Raw genomic sequence first — 17,335 nt, 5'->3', positions numbered from 1 at the left:
CCAACTTGGTCTTTGGACTAGACCATACGATCTCTTTACCTCTCGTCGACCAGGTCCACGGTGAAGCCGCGGTCGAGCGGCAGACTCGGCGTGCTGACCGTCGTCACGTGGGTGTCCGCGTCGTACGACCAAGCGGAGTCCGGCAGTTGACGCCCGTCGAGGAGCACCCGCCCGGGCGCGTGATCGCGGTGCACGGTGAACCGGTACGTCCGCGCGTCCACCTTGCCCGCGTAGTCGCCCTTGCTCGCACCGACCGAGACGGTCGTCCCCCGCGCGTCGGCGCGCACCGACACCCGCTGGCTCGCTGCCGCGCCCTTCGCGAAGTCACGCGTCACGCCGTCGTCCTCGTAGAGCGTGTAGCGGCTCGTGCCCCGGGCGGACGGATACAGGTCCCAGTCCAGTTCGTGCCGGTCGCGGGTCTGCCAACTCGTCGTGCCCTTGGGCCACATGGGGACGATCGCACCCTCGCGGACGAAGAGCGGGAGCGTGTCGAGCGGGGCGTGGTAGCCGTTCAGGGTCGTCGGACCCCGGTAGGTGCGGCCGGTCCAGTAGTCGGTCCAGGTGCCCTTGGGCAGGTAGATCCCGTCGCGGGTGTCGGAGTCCTGGTAGACCGGGGCGACGAGGAAGTCGGGTCCCGACAGGAACTCGTACTTGGCCTGCGCGCCCAGCGTGTTCGGGTCGTCCGGGTACTCCAGCCACAGCGGACGCACCGCGCCCACGCCCGTCTTCGCCGCCTGGGCGGACAACGTGTACATGTACGGCAGCAGCCGTTCCTTCAGCTGCAGGTACTTGCGGTTGACGGAGGTGTACGGCTCGCCGTCCCGCCACGGCTGCTGGTCGGCGGGCTTGCCGGTGGTGATGTCGCTCGCCCAGCCGTCCATGGTCATGATGGCCGGCAGGAACGCCTTCCACTGGAGGTCGCGCGCGTACATCTTGGGGTCGTGGCGGTAGATGCTGCCCACGTCACCGGTGTTGTAGGCGATGCCGGACATGGTCGCCCCGGCGTAGGTCGGGATCTGCCAGCGGATGTAGTCCCAGGACAGCTTCTGGTCGCCGCTCCACAGCACCCCGCAGCGCTGGGCGCCCGCCCAGGAGACGGGCAGCCACACGAAACCGCGGGCGTCGCTGTTGTCCTCGATGCCCTTCTTCGCCGCGTCGCACGCGTCCAGCGCGAACTTGTAGCCGTTGCCGACCCAGGCCACGTCCAGCTTGGCCACCCGCTGGCCGGCCTTGACCTGGTCGGCGAGCTTGTCGATGCCGTCCTGGGTCCACAGGCCGAGCTGGGCGTGGTGGTCCTGCAGCCCCTTGGCGGTCTGCTCCAGGTTCTCGTACCCGCAGCCGTAGCCGTCGTTGACCAGCATCCAGCCGAGCGGCATCTGGTTCTCGGTGTAGCCGTCGGCGATCTTCAGCGCGTCCAGGGTGTGCCGCTCGCCCCGGTTGGCGTTGTGCAGATAGCAGTCCGAGTCGCCGGGTTCGAGGCCGTACACGGGCGGCATGAAGGGCTTGCCCACCAACTCCGTGTACTTGCCGATCACTTGCTTGGCGTCACCGAGGAAGTAATAGGCGTCCAGGCGCCGTTCCTGCTGTCCGGTGGTGACCGGCGAGCCGAAGGTGTACACGCCCGGCGCGAAGGTGTTGCGGAAGACGCCGTAGCCCGCGCTGGAGAGGTAGAACGGCTGGGAGTTGTTGTAGCCGCCCTCGTTCCAGTCGAAGCTGTTGGCCACGTACATCGTCCGCCCGCGGTGCGAGAAACTGCCGTTCTGCTCGCCGCCGCCGAAGAACTGCTCGTCCGTGCCGCGCGCGAGGCTCTGCCGCATCCCGCCGGTCGACCAGCGCAGCGGCTTGTCCTCCTGCCAGATCCGGGTGCGGTTGTCGGGCTTGTACAGCCCGAACCGCAGCGGCTTCTTGTACACGCGCAGGACGGCCTCCGGGGACCGGATGCCGTAGTAGTCGCCCGCGTCGAAGGAGGAGGTGTGCCGCCGGAGCGCGGGCTCCTCGCGCACGATGGCCGTGCCCGCCGGATCACTGAGCGAACCCGACGGGTCCGCCTGGAGCCGGAGTCGACCTCCCGTCAGAAAGTCCGCGCGGGCGGTGAGTCCGCCCGCCTGGATCCGGTAGCTCCCGCCGCCGCCCGAGAACGACGTGAGATCACCTGCGTCCGTGGTCGCCGGCAGATAGGCGGTGCCCGTGAAGGAGTTGTCGTGCACGTCGTACGGCACGACCAGGACGTGGTACGTCCCCGACGCCCGCGGGATCACCGTGGCCTCGGGGTCGGCGGTACCGGCGCTGGACGCCACCTGCTTGCCGTGGTCGTCGTAGACGTACAGGTCGAAGTCGTCGGAGGGCTTCTCCCACTTGACCGACAGCGGTACCCCGCCCTCGGGGTTGTCGTCCCAGTAGCCGTCCGGCACCGAGACGGTCAGGTCGAAGCGGTCGCAGGTGGTGTTGCCGGGGTCGGCGGCGGGGCAGCTCTCGGGGCCGCCGCCCGTGCCCTTGGCGTAGACCGGGCTCTGCCAGTCGACGCTGCTGTGGGCGGAGTCGAGTACGGCGCCGGCCGCTGTCGTGGCGGCCGCGGCGGGTGCCGGGGTGGTGAGCAGGGGCTGGGCCAGGGCGGCCGCCAGCCCCAGCGGAACCCAGGCCGGCCACGGCACACGGTGTCGGAGTCTTCGCACGGCGGAACAGCTCCCATCGCACCATCGCGGATTGACTGTCCTTGCGCTTGCTGCGCGTAAGCGCTCGAAACGAGCTTCAATCGAGCAACTTCACGCACGAAGCCTCGGGGTTGACGCAGGTTCATGTCAATACGGCGGTGCGGATCACGGCCGGGCACGACGAAGGCCGGCCCCCTATCCGCAGGGGCCGGCCTTCGGGTCGGGGAGGCTCAGTCGGTGTTCTTCCTGAGCACGATCTGGGTCTGCGTGGTCTGCCCGACCAGCCGGTCCCGGTCGTCGTGCAGGTCCGTCTGCACCACCAGGAGGGTGCCGCCCAGGTGCAGGGGGCGAGCCGTGGCACGGACGTGGCCGGAGGTGACCGCGCGCAGGAAGTTGGTCTTGGACTCCACCGTCGAGGTGCCGGACGCCCCCTCGGGCAGGTTGAGGTAGGCGCACACGGCACCGACGCTGTCCGCCAGCGCCATCAGCGCTCCGCCGTGCAGCGCACCGCCCGCCGTACAGACCTCCGGCGACCAGGCCAGACTGCCGACGGTGCGCTCGGCCGTGGCCTTTCGCAGCTCGATGCCCAGCCCGGCCGCGAACGGCATCGCGGCCAGCAGATCACCGGGCTTCGGGGGAACCGGCTCGGAGGGGGACATGGCGTACCGCCTTTCGTGGGTGCCGTGGTGCTGCGGACGGTGATCCACTGTGGTGCCGCGGGGCAGAGTGCGCCAGTCAGTCCTCGGACGACTCCTGGATCATGGCCAGGGTCAGCACACCGCCCCCGATGCCCCAGCCGCCGTCGGCGACCTCCTCGACCAGGACCATCGTGGTGGCGCGGGCGCGCTCGCCGTAGATCTCGGCGTACAGCTCGGTGGTGCGGGTGACGATCAGCTCCTTCTGCTTCTCGTCCAGGCTTCCGGCAGGGACCTTGAAGTTCGCGAACGGCACGGAGAATCTCCTTGGTTGACGGGATGTAGTTGACGGGATGTCAGAGAGAGCTGCCCGCCGTGAGCAGATCCTCGAGTCCGGCGCGGCGGAAGAAGTCGACGCGGATCCGGTCGGCGACCGCGGACACGACCTCGCTGCCGTCGCGGCTCGGGTCGACGTGGGTGCGCAGCGGCCGCCGGCCGGCCGGCAGGTCCACCAGGCGTACGACCGCCTCGGCGACCTCGGCCACGTCCGCGTCCGGCGGGACGAGCGCCCCGAGCCGCTGGTCCAGGCCCGCCAGCAGGGTGCCGTAGCGCTCGTCGTACGCGGCGGCGCGCCCGGTGTCGGCGGGTGTGCCCGCGTGCGCGAAGTGGTTGGTGCCCGAGGTGAAGGCGCCGGGGACGACGATCGCGGTGTCGATGCCGAACCGGACCAGCTCGGCTGCGTAACTGACCGCCAGCGCGTCCAGCGCGGCCTTCGCGGCGAAGTACGGCGCCAGGAACGGCGGGCAGCCGCCCCGGGTGCTGGAGCTGCCGATCCACACCAGCAGGCCCTGGCCGCGCCCCCGCAGGTGGGGCAGCGCGGCCCGGTTGACGCGCTGGGCGCCGAGCACGTTGACGTCGTACAACTGGGCCAGTTGCTCGGGGGTGAAGGCCTCGGCGGGGCCGGTGACCATGTGGCCCGCGTTGTGCACCAGTACGTCCAGGCGGCCCTCGGCGGCCAGGACCTGGGCGACGGCCGCGTCGGCGGAGTCCTGGGAGGTGACGTCGAGGTCGACCGCGTGCAGGGCCACGCCGTGCTCGGCCGCGTACCGGTCCAGTTCGGCCACGGCGGGCGCGTTGCGGGTGGCCGTCTGCCGGATGCCCGCGTAGACGGTGTGACCGGCGACGGCGAGCGCGCGCACGGTCAGCGCCCCGAAACCGCTGGAGGCGCCGGTGACCAGGACGGTCAGGGGAGTGTCGGTGGTCATGATTCCTCGCAGAGGGGGGAGTGGTGAGGGGGTGTCAGACGATGCCGCCGTTGGCGCGTACGACCTGCCCGTTGATCCAGTGGCCGGCCGGGGAGGCCAGGAACGCCACCACCTCGGCGATGTCGGCGGGCGTGCCGAGCCGCTCCAGCGGGGGCTGGGCGGCCAGCCTGGCGACGGTCTCCTCGTCCTTGCCGTCCAGGAACAGATCGGTGGCCGTGGGCCCGGGGGCGACCGCGTTCACGGTGACGTCCCGGCCGCGCAGCTCCCGGGCCAGGACCATGGTCATCGCCTCGACCGCGCCCTTGCTGGCGCTGTAGGCGCCGTAGGCCGGGAAGGACAGGCCCACCACGGAGGTGGAGAAGGCGATGAACGAGCCGCCCCGGCGCAGCGTCCGGGCCGCCTGCTTCGCGACCACGAACGTGCCGCGGATGTTGGTGCGGTGCATGGCGTCCAGTTCCGTCAGGTCCAGCTCGGCGATCGGCGCGAGGTACATCCGGCCGGCCGCGTGGACCACGGCGTCGACCCCGCCGAACTCGCGGGCGGCCGTCTCGAACAACTCGGCGACCTGGCCTTCGTCGGCGACGTCGGCCCGGACGGCGACCGCGCGGCCGCCGGCCGCGGTGACGTCCTTGACGGCTGCCTCGGCCAGGTCGCGGTTGCCCGCGTACCCGACCACCACGGCGTAGCCGTCCGCGGCGAGCCGGGTCACCGTCTCGCGGCCGATGCCGCGGGAGCCGCCGGTGACGATCGCGACGCGGGTGGCCGCGGTTTCCTGCGTGGACATGGGAACTCCTGAGTGCCGGAGGGGTTGGTTCCTGGGTGCGTCTCCAGCCTGGGGCGCCGTCCGGACGGCAGCCACGGCTCGCCTCACCCTGGGGTCGGCAACCCCTGGTTCCGCGCCGGGGCAGGGGCGACCATGGGGGCGTGAACCACTCGGAGCTGGCCGCCTTCCTGAAGTCCCGCCGTGACCGGATCCGTCCGGCCGACGTCGGTCTGCCCGCCGGGCCCCGCCGCCGGGTCCCGGGCCTCAGGCGCGAGGAGGTCGCGCAGTTGGCGGGGCTCTCCGCCGACTACTACACCGAGCTGGAACGCGGTCGCGGCGCCCAGCCCTCCGCCCAGGTGCTGGCCGCCCTCGCCCGCGCCCTGCGGCTGAACGGCGACGAACGCGACCACCTCTTCCACCTCGCCGACCGCCCGGTGCCGACCGCACACGGCACCGCGGCACACGCCCAGCCCGCCCTGCTCGGCCTGCTGGACCGGCTCACCACCACCCCGGCCCAGATCATCAACGACCTGCACGAGACCCTCGCCCAGAACCCCCTCGCCCTGGCTCTCCTCGGCCCGCCCCCGGCCACCCGGGGCCCCGAGGCGAGCTTCGTCTACCGCTGGTTCACCGACCCCGCCGCCCGCGCCGTCTACCCCGTCGAGGACCACCCGCACCACTCGCGGGTCTTCGTCGCCGACCTGCAGGCGGTCGCCGCCCGCCGGGCCAAGGACGCCGAGGTCACCCGCATGGTCGCCGCGCTGCGCCGCCGCAGTGCGGAGTTCGCCGCGCTGTGGGAGCAGCGGGACGTGGCCCTGCGCCGCACCGACCACAAACGGATCGTCCACCCTTCGCTCGGCGTCATCGAACTCGACTGCCACAACCTGTTCAGCGAGGACGGCCGCCAGCGCCTGCTGTGGTTCAGCGCCCCGCCCGGCACCGAGGGCGCCGCACAGCTGGACCTGCTGTCGGTGATCGGCACCCAGGACCTGACGGCGGGCGCGGACCGATCGGAGCGGCGGCCGGGCTGAGGACGAGGGGGGCGTGCACTTCACGCCATGCATCCCGACTCATCACCGATGTCCGCAGACCCGTGGCGGACCATCTGTCGCCTGAGGCACCCTTGACAGTGTGCGTACGGTTTCGCGACGTTTGAGCATTGCGTACATGGCGGGGAGCCGAAGTCAGCAGACACGATGGCAGGACGCGCTCGGCGCGTCATGGGGGGAGCGGTCGCCCATGCGATCCATGAGCCAGGGTCCACACGCCTCACCGGCCCGTGCCGCACGCGACAGATCACTCGCGGAGCCGGCGGAAGGGCGGTCGAGCTGACGTGGAGATCACGATCCACAGACCCGGTGACCTGACCTCCGCGCTGCGCGGGGCCTGGCACCGGGCGATGGACGAGTCGCCCGAGTACGCCAACCCGTTCCTGGCCCCGGAGTTCACCATCGGGGTCGGCCGGCAGCGGGGCGGGACGCGGGTGGCGGTCCTGCGGGAGGGCGGGGAGCCCGTCGGTTTCTTCCCGTACGAGCGAGGGCCCCTGGGCACCGGCCGGGCCATCGGACTCGGGCTGTCCGACTGCCAGGCCCTGGTGCACCGGCCGGGCGTCACCTGGGACACCGGGGAGCTGCTGCGCGCCTGCGGGCTGAGCGTCTTCGAGTTCGACCATCTCGTCCAGGAACAGCGGCCGTTCGCCCCGCACGTCACCGGCACCTTCGCCTCACCGGTGATCGACGTGAAGCCCGGCGACGGCGGCTACGCGGAGTGGCTGCGCGGCGCCTACCCGGGGCTGGCCAAGACGACGCTGAAGAAGGAACGCCGGCTCGGGCGCGACCTCGGCGAGGTGCGGTTCGAGTTCGACGAGCGGGACCCGCGGGCCCTGCGCACGCTCATGGAGTGGAAGTCCGCCCAGTACCGCCGCACGGGACGGATGGACCGCTTCTCGCGGCCCTGGATCGTGGACCTGGTGGACCACCTCTTCCATGTCCGCGAGGAGCACTTCACCGGGGTGCTGTCCGTGCTGTACGCCGGGGACCGCCCGGTCGCCGCGCACTTCGGCCCGCGCTCCAGCACGGTCCTGGCGGCCTGGTTCACCGCGTACGACCCCGAACTGCGCTACTACTCGCCCGGGTTGATGATGCACCTGAGGACCGCCGAGGCGGCCGCCCGCAACGGGGTGACCCTGGTCGACCTGGGCCGCGGCGACAAGGAGTACAAGGACTGGCTCAAGACCCGTGAACTGCGGGTCGGCGAGGGCTTCGCCGCCCGCGCGCACCCCGTGGCCATGGCCCGGCGGCTGTGGCGCAGACCGGTACGCGGCCTGCGCAACACGGTCCTGGCCCACCCCCGGCTGCGCGAGCCCGCCGACCGCCTGCTGAGGACGGCGGGCCGGCTGCGCACCCAGGGCGGGACGGCCGCCCCTACAGCCCGAACGCACCACCCTCGATCAGGATGAGCAGACCGAGGGCGATCAGCACCAGGGGGAGCAGGACATGCCCCCAGCGGCTGAGCGCCCTGGCGACGAGCGGGCGGGTGGCGAAAAATCGGCCCGCGCCGCACCACACCGCCACCAGGGCCAGGAAGACGACGACGTACCCGCTCATCGCGCCCACACCGGCGGTGGCGAACACGGGGACGTAGACGCCGATGTTGTCACCGCCGTTGGCGAAGGTGACGGCGGCGACCTCCAGCGCCCCGGGACCGCCGTCCCCGGCGCGGTCGCCGTCCTCGTCCTCGCCGTTCCGTCCGCTCCACGCCTGCCGGGCCGCCTTCACGCCGAGCGCGAGCGGCAGCAGGCCGAGGTAGGGGAGGGCCGCCTCGGGCAGGAAGGTCGCGCCGTAGGCGGCGGCCACGGCGACGGCGAGGATGCCCGCGAAGCCGAGATACTGCCCGAGCACGATCCGCCGGGCCGAGCCGGGCCGTCCGGCGCCCTGGGTGAAGAACAGGGACAGGATCAGGATGTCGTCGATGTTGGTGACGGTGAACAGGCCCGCAGCCTGCCCGATGATGCCCGGGTTCACAGGCGTACAGGCCTTCTCTCACGGTCGTCGGCCAGGTGACGGTACCCGGCGCCGGCCGTGCTGGAAAATCGTGGGCCGGAAGGTCATCTACTGGCAGGTTCTTGTCAAAAACGCGCCAAGTGGCGGACGTTCCCCCGTCCGCGTGGTCGGGTCTCCTGCGACGGCAGTCGATGCCCCTCTGGGAGGTCCCCGTTGTCCCTGCCCACCCGCAGAAGACGGTGGTTCACCGTCTGTGCGCTCACCGCCTCCGCCGCGCTCGTCGCGATACCCCCGTCCGCCGCCTCCGGTCGCGGCGGCGTCAGCCCCTTCGGAGTCCGTACGCTCGGCCAACTCGCCAAGGAGCGAGAGCAGTCGGTGGGCAAGACCATGTCCCCGCATCTGAAGGCCGATGACGACGACGGCAACGAGGCGGACGAGATCGCCGAGGGCGCCGACCAGTACGCCGAGGCCCGCACCTCACCCGGTGTCGTGGCACCGGGCGCATACGGCGCCGCCTGGCGCGGCCTCCGGAACCTGCCGAGCACGGACGGCAGGTGGCGCAACATCACCGACCTGCCGTACGACTCCGACGACCCGCGCTACCGCGACATCGACTCCAACTCCAGCGGCGGCTCGGGCAAGGTGACCGGCCGCATGGCCGCGCTCGCGGCCGACGACGACGGCTACGTCTACGCGGGCAGCGCCGGCGGCGGAGTCTGGCGCTCGCGCAGCGGAGGCGGCCACTGGCAGCCCATCAGCGACCGGCTGCCCGCGCAGTCCACCGGCGCCCTCGCCCTCGACGGCGCGGGCCGGCTGTGGCTGGGCACCGGCGAGGCCACCACCAACGCCGACGCCTACCTCGGCAGCGGCGTCTACGTCCTGGCCCACCCGCACCACGGCACGTTCTCCGCGCGCCGCAGGGTCGGTGGCGACGAACTGGAGAGCACCACCATCCACGAGCTGCGCTTCGGCGGCGGCACGGTGTGGGCGGCCACCAGCGAGGGCGTCTGGAGCCACTCCACGAAGAAGCTGAGCGGCCCCTGGAAGCTGGAGTTCGCGCCCAACCCCGACTATCTGCCGGGCGGTTCGAAGGCCGGCGACCCGAGCGCCCCGTACAAGAACATCGCCAACGACATCGCCATCGACCCCAAGGACCCCTCCAAGGTGGTCCTGGCCGTCGGCTGGCGCAGCGGCGACGACTACAACGGCTTCTACAGCCGCACCAACGGCACCTGGACGCGGATCACCGGCGGCCTCGGCGACCTGCCCGGCGACGCCGACAACGTCGGCAACGTCACCTTCGCCCGCTCTGCCGACGGCTCCCGCTACTACGCCATCGCGCAGTCGCCGGAGCAGCTGGCCACCAACCCGGACAGCGGCCTGGAGGGCATCTTCGTCTCCAAGTCGGGCTCCCCGACCGGCCCCTGGACGAGGATCGCCGACTACAAGGGCCTGGCCGCCGACAACTCGGCGCTGACCACGGCCGGTTACATGCCGGGCGTGCAGGCCTGGTACAACCAGTTCCTCACCGTCGACCCCGGCGACCCGCAGCATGTGTACGCCGGTCTCGAGGAGGTCTACGAGACCAAGGACGGCGGCACCACCTGGTCCACCGTCGGCCCGTACTGGAACTTCCCCTTCTCCTGCTGGAGCATCGACCCGGCCAAACAGACCGGCGACTGCCACCAGACCACCCACTCCGACCAGCACGGCGTCGCCATCGGCCGCTACCACGGCAAGTCCTACGTGTACGTCGGCAACGACGGCGGCGTCTACAAGCGCCCGGTCGCCGGCTCCCAGGACGCCTCCGGCCACGCCACCGACTGGACGTCCCTCAACGACGGCACCATCGACACCCTCCAGTACTACTCCGTCGGCATCGGCAAGGACCTCGACCACGGCGGCCTGTCCGTCACCGGCGGCCTGCAGGACAACGGCCAGTCGGTCCTGCGCGGCAACGACAAGGTCATGGGCTCCAACTTCGGCGGCGACGGCGGCGACACCCTCACCGACCCCGCCAACGGCTGCGACATCGCCCAGGAGTACGTCTACCTCGCCGTCCAGGTCACCCAGAACTGTGCCGTCAACGACGGCAGTTGGACCACCGACGCGAGCAAGGCCACCTCGTACGGCGTCGCCCCGCCCGACAACGCCACCAGTGAGGCCCGCTTCATCGCCCCGCTCGCGACGGACCTGAAGAACGGCTCCACCTGGATCGCCGGCGGCCGCCACATCTGGGTGCAGACCCACGGCTACGCCATCCGCAGCGGCTCCGAGTGGACCAGTGTCCACGACTTCGGTGCCGGACGCGTCGCGACCGCCGTCGCGGCCTCCGGCGGGAAGATCTACGCCGCATGGTGCGGACCGTGCAACAACCAGGGCTTCGCCCGTGGCATCGCCGTCGGCAACGCGGACGGCACCGGCTGGCACGACATCACCCTGCCGGTCGACGGGACCGTACCCAACCGCTACCTCAGCGGCTTCGCCGTCGACCCGAAGAACGCCGACCACGTCTTCCTCGCGGTCAACGGCTTCTCCCGGCACTGGACCGAGGGCCCGGGCGCGGGCGTCGGCCATGTCTTCGAGTCCACGGACGGCGGCACCACCTGGAAGGACATCTCGGCGAACCTCCCCGACGTGCCCACCGACTCCGCGCTGGTGACGGCGGACGGCGGCCTCGCCGTCGCCACCGACCTCGGCGTCGTCTACCGCGCACCGGGCCGTACGACCTGGCAGCGCGTCGGCGACCTCCCGGCCGTCGCCGTCCTCCAGCTCAAGACCAGCCCCGACGGCGGCACCCTGTACGCGGCCACCCACGGCCGGGGCATCTACACCATCAGGCTCCGCGACCTCGACTGATCGGCGCGGACGAGTGAGGAACGGGTGATTCCGCCGGGTGCGGGGTCACCCGTTCTGCGGATACGGCACCACGTTCACGTCCAGCGTGAAGACGCCCCGCGGGGCACCCGCCACGTCCGGCGCCTTCGCGGAGACGGTGACCCGGGCGGCTCCGCCCCGGGTGCCCGCGCAGCGCAGGGTGGCGTGCGCGGTGCCGTCCGCGTCCACCTGCCAGCCGGCGGGCACGACGAGGGCGGGCGCGGAACTCACCACGCCGGTCCAGCGCTTGTCGTCCACTCGTGCCCGAAGAACGAGGGTCACCACAGCGCCGGGGCGTACGCACAGCCGCCGGACCCGGTCACCGGGGGAGACGGTGACCTGTAGGTGCCCGGCGGCACAGCTTGCGGCCGACACTGACGGTGCGGACGTGGGTGTGGCCGCACCGCTGGACGAGGTGGAGGCGCCCGCCGGTGAGCCACTCCCGGACGTCCCCGTACCCGCTGCCCCGCCCCCGCCGGCCGGCGCCCCGCACCCCGCCAGCACGACGACCGCGGCCACCGCGCACCCCAAGGCCCACCACCGCATGCCCACACCTCCCGGCCTCCCGGTACGCCTCCCAGGATGCCCGCCTCAGTCGCTCTGCCGCACCGCCCGGCCCACCTCCGTGCGCAGCGCCACGAAGGCGGGCAGGCTCCGCGTGGTGATCTGGTCGCGCTTGCCGGGCAGGCCGACCGGCACGTCCCGGACGACGCGGGAGCCGGGGCCGGGGGAGAGGACGACGACACGGTCGCCGACGTACACGCTCTCGTCGATGTCGTGGGTGACGAACACGATGGTCGTGCCGTCGGCGCGGTGCACTTCGAGGAGCAGGTCCTCCAGGTCCTCGCGGGTACGGGCGTCGAGGGAACCGAACGGCTCGTCCATGAGCAGCAGGGAGGGGCGGCAGACCAGCGCGCGGGCGATGGCGACGCGCTGCTGCATGCCGCCGGAGAGCTGCCGGGGATGCCGGCGGGCCACCCCGTGCAGGCCGACGCGTTCCAGGATGGCCTCCGCCTCGGCGTGCCGGGCGGCCCGGCGAAGGCCACGGCGCCGCAGCGGCAGGGCCACGTTGTCGCGGACGGTGAGCCAGGGCAGCAGCGAGCGGCCGTAGTCCTGGAACACGACCGCGAGCCGGTCGGGCACGCCGGTCACCGGGGTGCCGTCGATCGTGATCGTGCCCTCGTCCGCGGGGAGCAACCCGGCGATCGTGCGCAGCAGCGTGGACTTTCCGCAGCCGGACGGACCGACCACGCTCAGCAGTTGGCCGTCGGGCACGGTGAGGCCGATGCGGTCGAGTACGAGGTGGTCGCCGAAGCGCCGGGTCACCGAGTCGAGGCGCAGCATCCGTCACCCGGCCCAGGGCTCGTAGAGGGTGCCCGCGCTGCCGGCCACTTGCACCTGGAGCAGGAACGGGCCCGCGTCGTCGCCCCGGCCCAGGGCGTGGTCCAGGGCGGCCGGCAGCTCGTCGGGGTGCTCGGCGCGGGCCGCCGGGCAGCCGAACGACTCGGCCAGGGCCGCGAAGCCGATGCCGCCGATGTCCGTTCCGGGGACGGGTTCGACGCCGATCCGGCGGCCCAGCGCGCGGACGGCCGCGTAACCGCCGTTGTCGAGCAGGATGTAGGTGACCGGCGCCGCGTACCGGGCCGCGCTCCAGAGTGCCTGCACGGAGTAGAGCGCCGAGCCGTCGCCGACCACGCACACCAGCCGGCGCCGGTCGGCGAGCGCGCGGCCGACCGCCAGCGGCAGACCCCAGCCGAGCGCTCCGCTGCCCGTGGTGAGGAAGCCGCCGCTCATGCCGACGGGCACGCGCGTGTGCAGGGCGTCGCGGTGACTGGGGGCCTCCTCGACGAGCACCCGGTCACGCGGGAGGCGGGCGCTGAGCAGATCGAAGAACAGCTCCGGGGTGATGTGCTCCCCGGCGCGGGCGGCCGGGGGCGCGGGGCGGGGCGGCGGCGGGTCGCGGTCCGCTTCCTTCAGCAGCTCCGTGAGCCGGGTGAGGGCGGGCCGCAGGGTCGTCAGGATGCTGGTGCCGGTGGGCAGCCAGGCGGCCTGGCCCGGATCGCAGTCCAGGTGGAACAGGTCGGTGCCCGGCGCCAGGGGCGGCCCGTCGTCGCTCACGTGGTAGGTGAACACTGGAGCGCCCAGGGCCACCACCACGTCGTACGGAGCCAGGCGCGCGGCCAGCGGCCCGGCGACCGGGGGCAGGAACCCCTGGAACAGCGGGTGTGCCTCAGGGAACCCGGAGCGGCCGGACAGGGGGCTGATCCACACCCCGGCGCGGATCCGCTCGGCCAGCGCCCGGACCTCCTCCAGTGCGTCCTCGTCGTCCACACCGGGGCCGACCACCAGAGCCGGGCGGGCACAGGAGTCGAGCCGGGCGGCGAGCGCGGCCAGGGCGTCCGGGTCGGCCGTGAACGCGGAGTGCACCGTGCGGGGTGTGACGGGCTCGGCGGGCCGGTCCCAGTCGTCCTCGGGCACGGAGACGAAGACCGGGCCGCGCGGATGCGTCGTCGCGATCCGGTACGCCTCGGCGAGCACGGCCGGCACGTCCTCGGCCCGCTCCGGCTGACGGGCGGACTTCACGTACGGGCGCGGGAACAGGGCGGGTTCGTCGGCGCCGAGGAACGGCCGCAGCTGGATCAGCGAGCGCGCCTGCTGGCCGGCCACGATCACCAGCGGCACCCGGTCGCGGAAGGCGTTGAAGACGGCGCCGAGAGCGTGCCCCACCCCGCCGGCCGAGTGCAGGCTGACGAAGGCCGCGCGCCGGGTGCCGAGGGCGTGTCCGGCCGCCATGCCCACGGCGGTCGACTCCTGGAGCCCGAGCACATAGGTGAAGTCGTCCGGCCAGTCGCGGAGCATGCGCAGTTCCGTGGAGCCCGGATTGCCGAAGACGGTGGTCGTCCCGGTGTCGCGCAGGAACCGGACCACCGCGTCGCGCACCGTTGTCGTCACGCTGCCCTCCCTGGGCCGATGAGCCGCCTCTCGACCATGAGCAGTCCGGTGTTGAGGAGGTACCCGAGTACGCCGAGCAGCATCAACGCGGCCCACACGGTGAGCAGATCGGAGCGGGACTGGGCGTCGGTGAGCGTGAAGCCGATCCCGTCGGCGGTGCCCGGCAGCAGCTCCGAGAAGACCATCAGGATCAGGGACAGCGACAGGCTCAGCCTGAGGCCGGCGAAGATCCGGGGCAGCGCGGACGGCAGGACGAGGAACCACAACCGCTCCGGTCCCGTCAGCCGCAGCACCGCCGCCACCTCCAGCCGCAGCGGATCGGTGGCCCGGGCGCCCTCCGCCGCGTTGACCAGCACCGGCCACACGGCGCTGAACGCGATCGACGCCACCTGCATCGGCGTACCGAAGTCGAGGACGACGACGAACACCGGCACCAGGGCGGGCGGCGGGACGGCCCGCGCGAACTGGAGCACCGGGTTGCACAGCGCGTACGCCCGGCGCGAGCGGCCCACCGCGAGGCCCAGCAGGATCCCGGTGACGGCGGCGATCACGAAGCCGGCCGCCATCCGGCCGAGGCTGGGCAGGACGCTGTCGACGGCCGCCGTGGTGAGGAAGAGATGCCCCACCGACCCGGAGAACCACAGGTCGTGGGCGTGGCGGGCGATGCGGAGCGGCGGCGGGAAGTACACGCTGCCCCGGCTGCGGGCGGCCGCCTCCCAGCAGGCGACGGCGAGCAGCAGCACCGACCAGCGCAGCAGGAAGGGTACGGCGGTACGGGCCCGGTGGGTCGCGGAGCCGCGCGGGATCCGGCGGCCGAGCCGCGCCTGCGCCGTCATGCCCGGACCCCTTGCCGCTCGGGCCCGAACCGCCGCTGTGCGTCCCGGGGTTCATGGGCCCACGCGAACAGCCGCCGCTCAGCGCCGACCAGAACCCCGTTGATCACCAGCCCGAGGGTCCCCGCCCACAGGACGCCCGCCAGGACGTCCCGGGTGCCGTCCGTGGCCGTCTGCGCCTGGGCGATGAAGATGCCCAGCCCGTCGCCGAACCCGGAGAGGATCTCCGAGGCGACGGCCAGGATCAGGGCGACCGCGGCGGAGATCCGCACCCCGGCGGCGATGAACGGGGCGGTGCCCGGCAGTTCCACCCGCAGCAGCACCCCGAGCCGTCCGAAGCCGAAGGCCCGCAGGGTGTCCCTGGCCAGGGGATCGGTCTCGGCGAGGCCGTACACGGTGTTGAACAGCACCGGCCACACCGACGCGTACGCGATCAGCGTCACCTCCGCACCGGTGCCCGACCCGAGCAGCAGCGACACCAGGGGGATCAGCGCGACGGAGGGCAACGGCCGCAGGAACTCCACGACCGCGCGCACGGCGGCGTCGAGGACCGGCACCGTGCCCAGCAGCAGCCCCAGCGGTACGGCGATCGCACAGGCGAGGCCGAGGCCCAGCGCCCAGGCGCGCAGTGTGGCCCCGATCCCGTCGAGGAAGGCTCCGTCACCCGCCAACTGTGCGGCGCGGGCCAGGACTTCGGAGGCGGGCGGCAGATAGCTGCGCCGGACGATCCCGGCCCGGCTGACCGCCTCGCAGGCGCCGAAGGCCAGCACCGCGCCGAGGACGCCGAGCAGGAACTCCCGACGCCGGGTCATCGGGCCAGCAGGGGCGCCGGGTCGATGTCCTTCTCCAGCAGCCCCTGGTCACGCATGAGCCGGACGAGACGGCGCAGCTGCGCGGGGTCGGCGGTCGCCGGATACGTGGGCAGGTGGATCGCCTTGGCCTGGTCCGCGGTCACCTTGGTGTACTTCGGCAGCTCCGCGCGTACGGCACCCGGGTCCTGGGCGGCGATCTCGGAGGCCGCCTCGATGGCACGCCGGAAGCCTGCCGCCGCCTTCGGGTGCTTCTGCACGAAGTCGCGCGTGGTGACGTACCCGCTGGCGGGCAGGCCCTGCACGGGCGGTGAGTCGCCGTCCAGGAGCACCCGGGCGCCCAACTCGCCCCGGATCGCGCTGTCGAAGGGCTCGACGGCGTGCACGGCGTCCACCTGCCCCCGCTCCAGAGCGGGGCCCATCTGCGGGAAGAGGATCTGCCGGTACACGGGCCGGCCGGCGCCCTTGGCGTCGAGGATCGCGTTCAGGGTCAGCGACTGGATGTTGTTGAGGACGGCGACGGCGACCTTCTTGCCCGCGAGGTCCGCCGGAGTCCTGAGCGCGGAGTCCTTGGGCACCAGGACGTCCATCATGTGCGGGGCGATCCGGACGCCCTCGGCGAGGATGCGCAGGTCCAGGGTGCCCTTCTCGTACGCCTGGAGGTAGGTGACGTAGTTCGCGCTCGCGATCACGCTCACCTGGCCCTTGATCAGCGCGGGCAGCGCCTGGATGCTCTGCTGCACGGGCCGGATGCGCACGTCCAGGCCCTCCTTGGCGAACAGTCCCCGGTCCCGGGCGAGATAGAGGGCCGCCGAGTCGGTGAGCGGCAGCGCCGCCACGGTCAGCTCCTGCCGACCGTGGTCGGAGGAGGAGCTTCCGTTCTGACAGCCCACGAGGATGAGTGCCACGGCGGCGATGACCGCCGCGAACCTGTTTCGTCCCGATCGTGATCGACGTAACGGCATACGGGCATGCGTACCCGCGATTGTCATGATCGCTACATTCGGGTCGTGGTTTTCGGCGGGCTTGGGAGAAAGGCGAAGCGCCGGCGCGGCGTTAGGGTCCCGGCATGACTGGGCGAGACGTGGGAATCGTGCACCCCGGTGCCATGGGCGCGGGCGTGGCGGCGCAGGCCGTGATGGCGGGAGCAAGGGTGTGGTGGGTGCCGGAAGGGCGCTCGGCGGCCACCCGGGAGCGGGCCGCCGAGGCCGGGCTGCGCCCCGCCGGCAGCCTGGCGGAGCTGGCGGGGACGTGTGACGTCGTCCTGAGCGTGTGCCCTCCGGCCGCGGCGCTCGACGTGGCCCGGCAGATCGCGGCCACCGGCTTTCGCGGGATCTACGTCGACGCCAACGCGATCAGCCCCCGGGCGACGGCGGAGATCGGCGCCCTCTTCCGGGGCGGCGCGGTCACCGTGGTGGACGGCGGAATCACCGGCCCCCCTCCCCGTGCGGCAGGACAGACCAGGCTCTACCTCTCGGGGGACGCGGCGGCCGTCGAGGAGGTCTCGGTGCTGTTCGCCGGCAGTCTGCTCACCCCGGTCGCGCTGGA

Annotated in this window: 15 protein-coding genes and 1 pseudogene; 4 read left to right on the top strand and 12 right to left on the bottom strand. The window is 72.5% G+C overall.

Annotated elements, in window-relative coordinates; translation table 11 throughout:
• Positions 1-35: 35 nt before the first annotated feature.
• From CRP49_RS39280 to CRP49_RS39260, 5 genes are all read right to left on the bottom strand, one after another.
• Positions 36-2,207 (bottom strand): TIM-barrel domain-containing protein, encoded by a 2,172-nt coding sequence (locus CRP49_RS39280; RefSeq protein ID WP_373560447.1) that lies wholly within the window; start codon positions 2,205-2,207, stop codon positions 36-38.
• A 674-nt stretch (positions 2,208-2,881) separates the two neighbouring features.
• Positions 2,882-3,310 carry a PaaI family thioesterase gene (locus CRP49_RS39275; RefSeq protein ID WP_097258167.1) on the bottom strand — a complete coding sequence of 143 codons (429 nt, stop codon included), beginning with the start codon at positions 3,308-3,310 and terminating at the stop codon, positions 2,882-2,884.
• Positions 3,311-3,386: 76 nt separating this feature from the next.
• Complete coding sequence (locus CRP49_RS39270) at positions 3,387-3,602, bottom strand: tautomerase family protein (RefSeq protein ID WP_097258166.1); 216 nt, start codon at positions 3,600-3,602, stop codon at positions 3,387-3,389.
• A 40-nt stretch (positions 3,603-3,642) separates the two neighbouring features.
• Positions 3,643-4,551: an SDR family NAD(P)-dependent oxidoreductase gene (locus CRP49_RS39265; RefSeq protein ID WP_097258165.1), complete on the bottom strand. Its 909-nt coding sequence runs from the start codon at positions 4,549-4,551 to the stop codon at positions 3,643-3,645.
• Positions 4,552-4,585: 34 nt separating this feature from the next.
• Entirely contained in the window at positions 4,586-5,335 is a 750-nt protein-coding gene (locus tag CRP49_RS39260) for an SDR family oxidoreductase (RefSeq protein WP_097258164.1), read from the bottom strand.
• A gap of 140 nt (positions 5,336-5,475) precedes the next feature.
• Between CRP49_RS39260 and CRP49_RS39255 the strand changes: the two genes are divergently transcribed.
• Together CRP49_RS39255 and CRP49_RS39250 are read left to right on the top strand one after the other, a co-directional pair.
• Positions 5,476-6,345, top strand: a complete 870-nt coding sequence (locus tag CRP49_RS39255; protein WP_097258163.1) for a helix-turn-helix transcriptional regulator — start codon at positions 5,476-5,478, stop codon at positions 6,343-6,345.
• A 302-nt stretch (positions 6,346-6,647) separates the two neighbouring features.
• Entirely contained in the window at positions 6,648-7,772 is a 1,125-nt protein-coding gene (locus tag CRP49_RS39250; protein WP_097258162.1) for a GNAT family N-acetyltransferase, read from the top strand.
• On the opposite strand, the gene CRP49_RS39245 is transcribed toward CRP49_RS39250, so the two are convergent.
• The gene (locus CRP49_RS39245) at positions 7,738-8,337 is read right to left on the bottom strand and encodes a cadmium resistance transporter (RefSeq protein WP_097258161.1); all 600 of its coding nucleotides are present in this window, start codon (positions 8,335-8,337) and stop codon (positions 7,738-7,740) included. The genes CRP49_RS39250 and CRP49_RS39245 overlap by 35 nt on opposite strands.
• A gap of 192 nt (positions 8,338-8,529) precedes the next feature.
• On the opposite strand from CRP49_RS39245, the gene CRP49_RS39240 reads away from it, so the two are divergent.
• Positions 8,530-11,175 (top strand): glycosyl hydrolase, encoded by a 2,646-nt coding sequence (locus CRP49_RS39240; RefSeq protein WP_097258160.1) that lies wholly within the window; start codon positions 8,530-8,532, stop codon positions 11,173-11,175.
• A 45-nt stretch (positions 11,176-11,220) separates the two neighbouring features.
• Here CRP49_RS39240 and CRP49_RS48600 read toward each other — a convergent pair whose 3' ends face one another.
• Genes CRP49_RS48600 through CRP49_RS39210 form a run of 6 tightly spaced genes read right to left on the bottom strand, consistent with a single transcriptional unit; the run spans position 11,221 to position 16,695 of the window.
• Positions 11,221-11,739, bottom strand: a complete 519-nt coding sequence (locus CRP49_RS48600) for a hypothetical protein (protein ID WP_257033787.1) — start codon at positions 11,737-11,739, stop codon at positions 11,221-11,223.
• Positions 11,740-11,784: 45 nt separating this feature from the next.
• Positions 11,785-12,537 carry an ABC transporter ATP-binding protein gene (locus tag CRP49_RS39230; protein WP_097258158.1) on the bottom strand — a complete coding sequence of 251 codons (753 nt, stop codon included), beginning with the start codon at positions 12,535-12,537 and terminating at the stop codon, positions 11,785-11,787.
• 3 nt (positions 12,538-12,540) lie between these two features.
• Positions 12,541-14,145, bottom strand: a complete 1,605-nt coding sequence (gene mdlC, locus CRP49_RS39225; protein WP_097258157.1) for a benzoylformate decarboxylase — start codon at positions 14,143-14,145, stop codon at positions 12,541-12,543.
• Entirely contained in the window at positions 14,142-14,981 is an 840-nt protein-coding gene (locus tag CRP49_RS39220; protein ID WP_097258156.1) for an ABC transporter permease, read from the bottom strand. The genes mdlC and CRP49_RS39220 overlap by 4 nt, the downstream gene beginning before the upstream one ends.
• Positions 14,978-15,790 (bottom strand): ABC transporter permease, encoded by an 813-nt coding sequence (locus tag CRP49_RS39215; protein WP_097258155.1) that lies wholly within the window; start codon positions 15,788-15,790, stop codon positions 14,978-14,980. The genes CRP49_RS39220 and CRP49_RS39215 overlap by 4 nt, the downstream gene beginning before the upstream one ends.
• The gene (locus tag CRP49_RS39210) at positions 15,787-16,695 is read right to left on the bottom strand and encodes an ABC transporter substrate-binding protein (RefSeq protein ID WP_257033786.1); all 909 of its coding nucleotides are present in this window, start codon (positions 16,693-16,695) and stop codon (positions 15,787-15,789) included. The genes CRP49_RS39215 and CRP49_RS39210 overlap by 4 nt, the downstream gene beginning before the upstream one ends.
• A gap of 161 nt (positions 16,696-16,856) precedes the next feature.
• Here CRP49_RS39210 and CRP49_RS49440 point away from each other — a divergent pair.
• Positions 16,857-17,291, top strand: a pseudogene (locus CRP49_RS49440) (NAD(P)-binding domain-containing protein); the annotation flags it as partial.
• Between the last annotated feature and the right edge of the window lie 44 nt (positions 17,292-17,335).

Source organism: Streptomyces sp. Ag109_G2-15 (assembly GCF_900215565.1).
Classification (GTDB): Bacteria; Actinomycetota; Actinomycetes; order Streptomycetales; family Streptomycetaceae; genus Streptomyces; species Streptomyces diastatochromogenes.
This window is presented reverse-complemented; position numbering and strand designations above follow the sequence as displayed.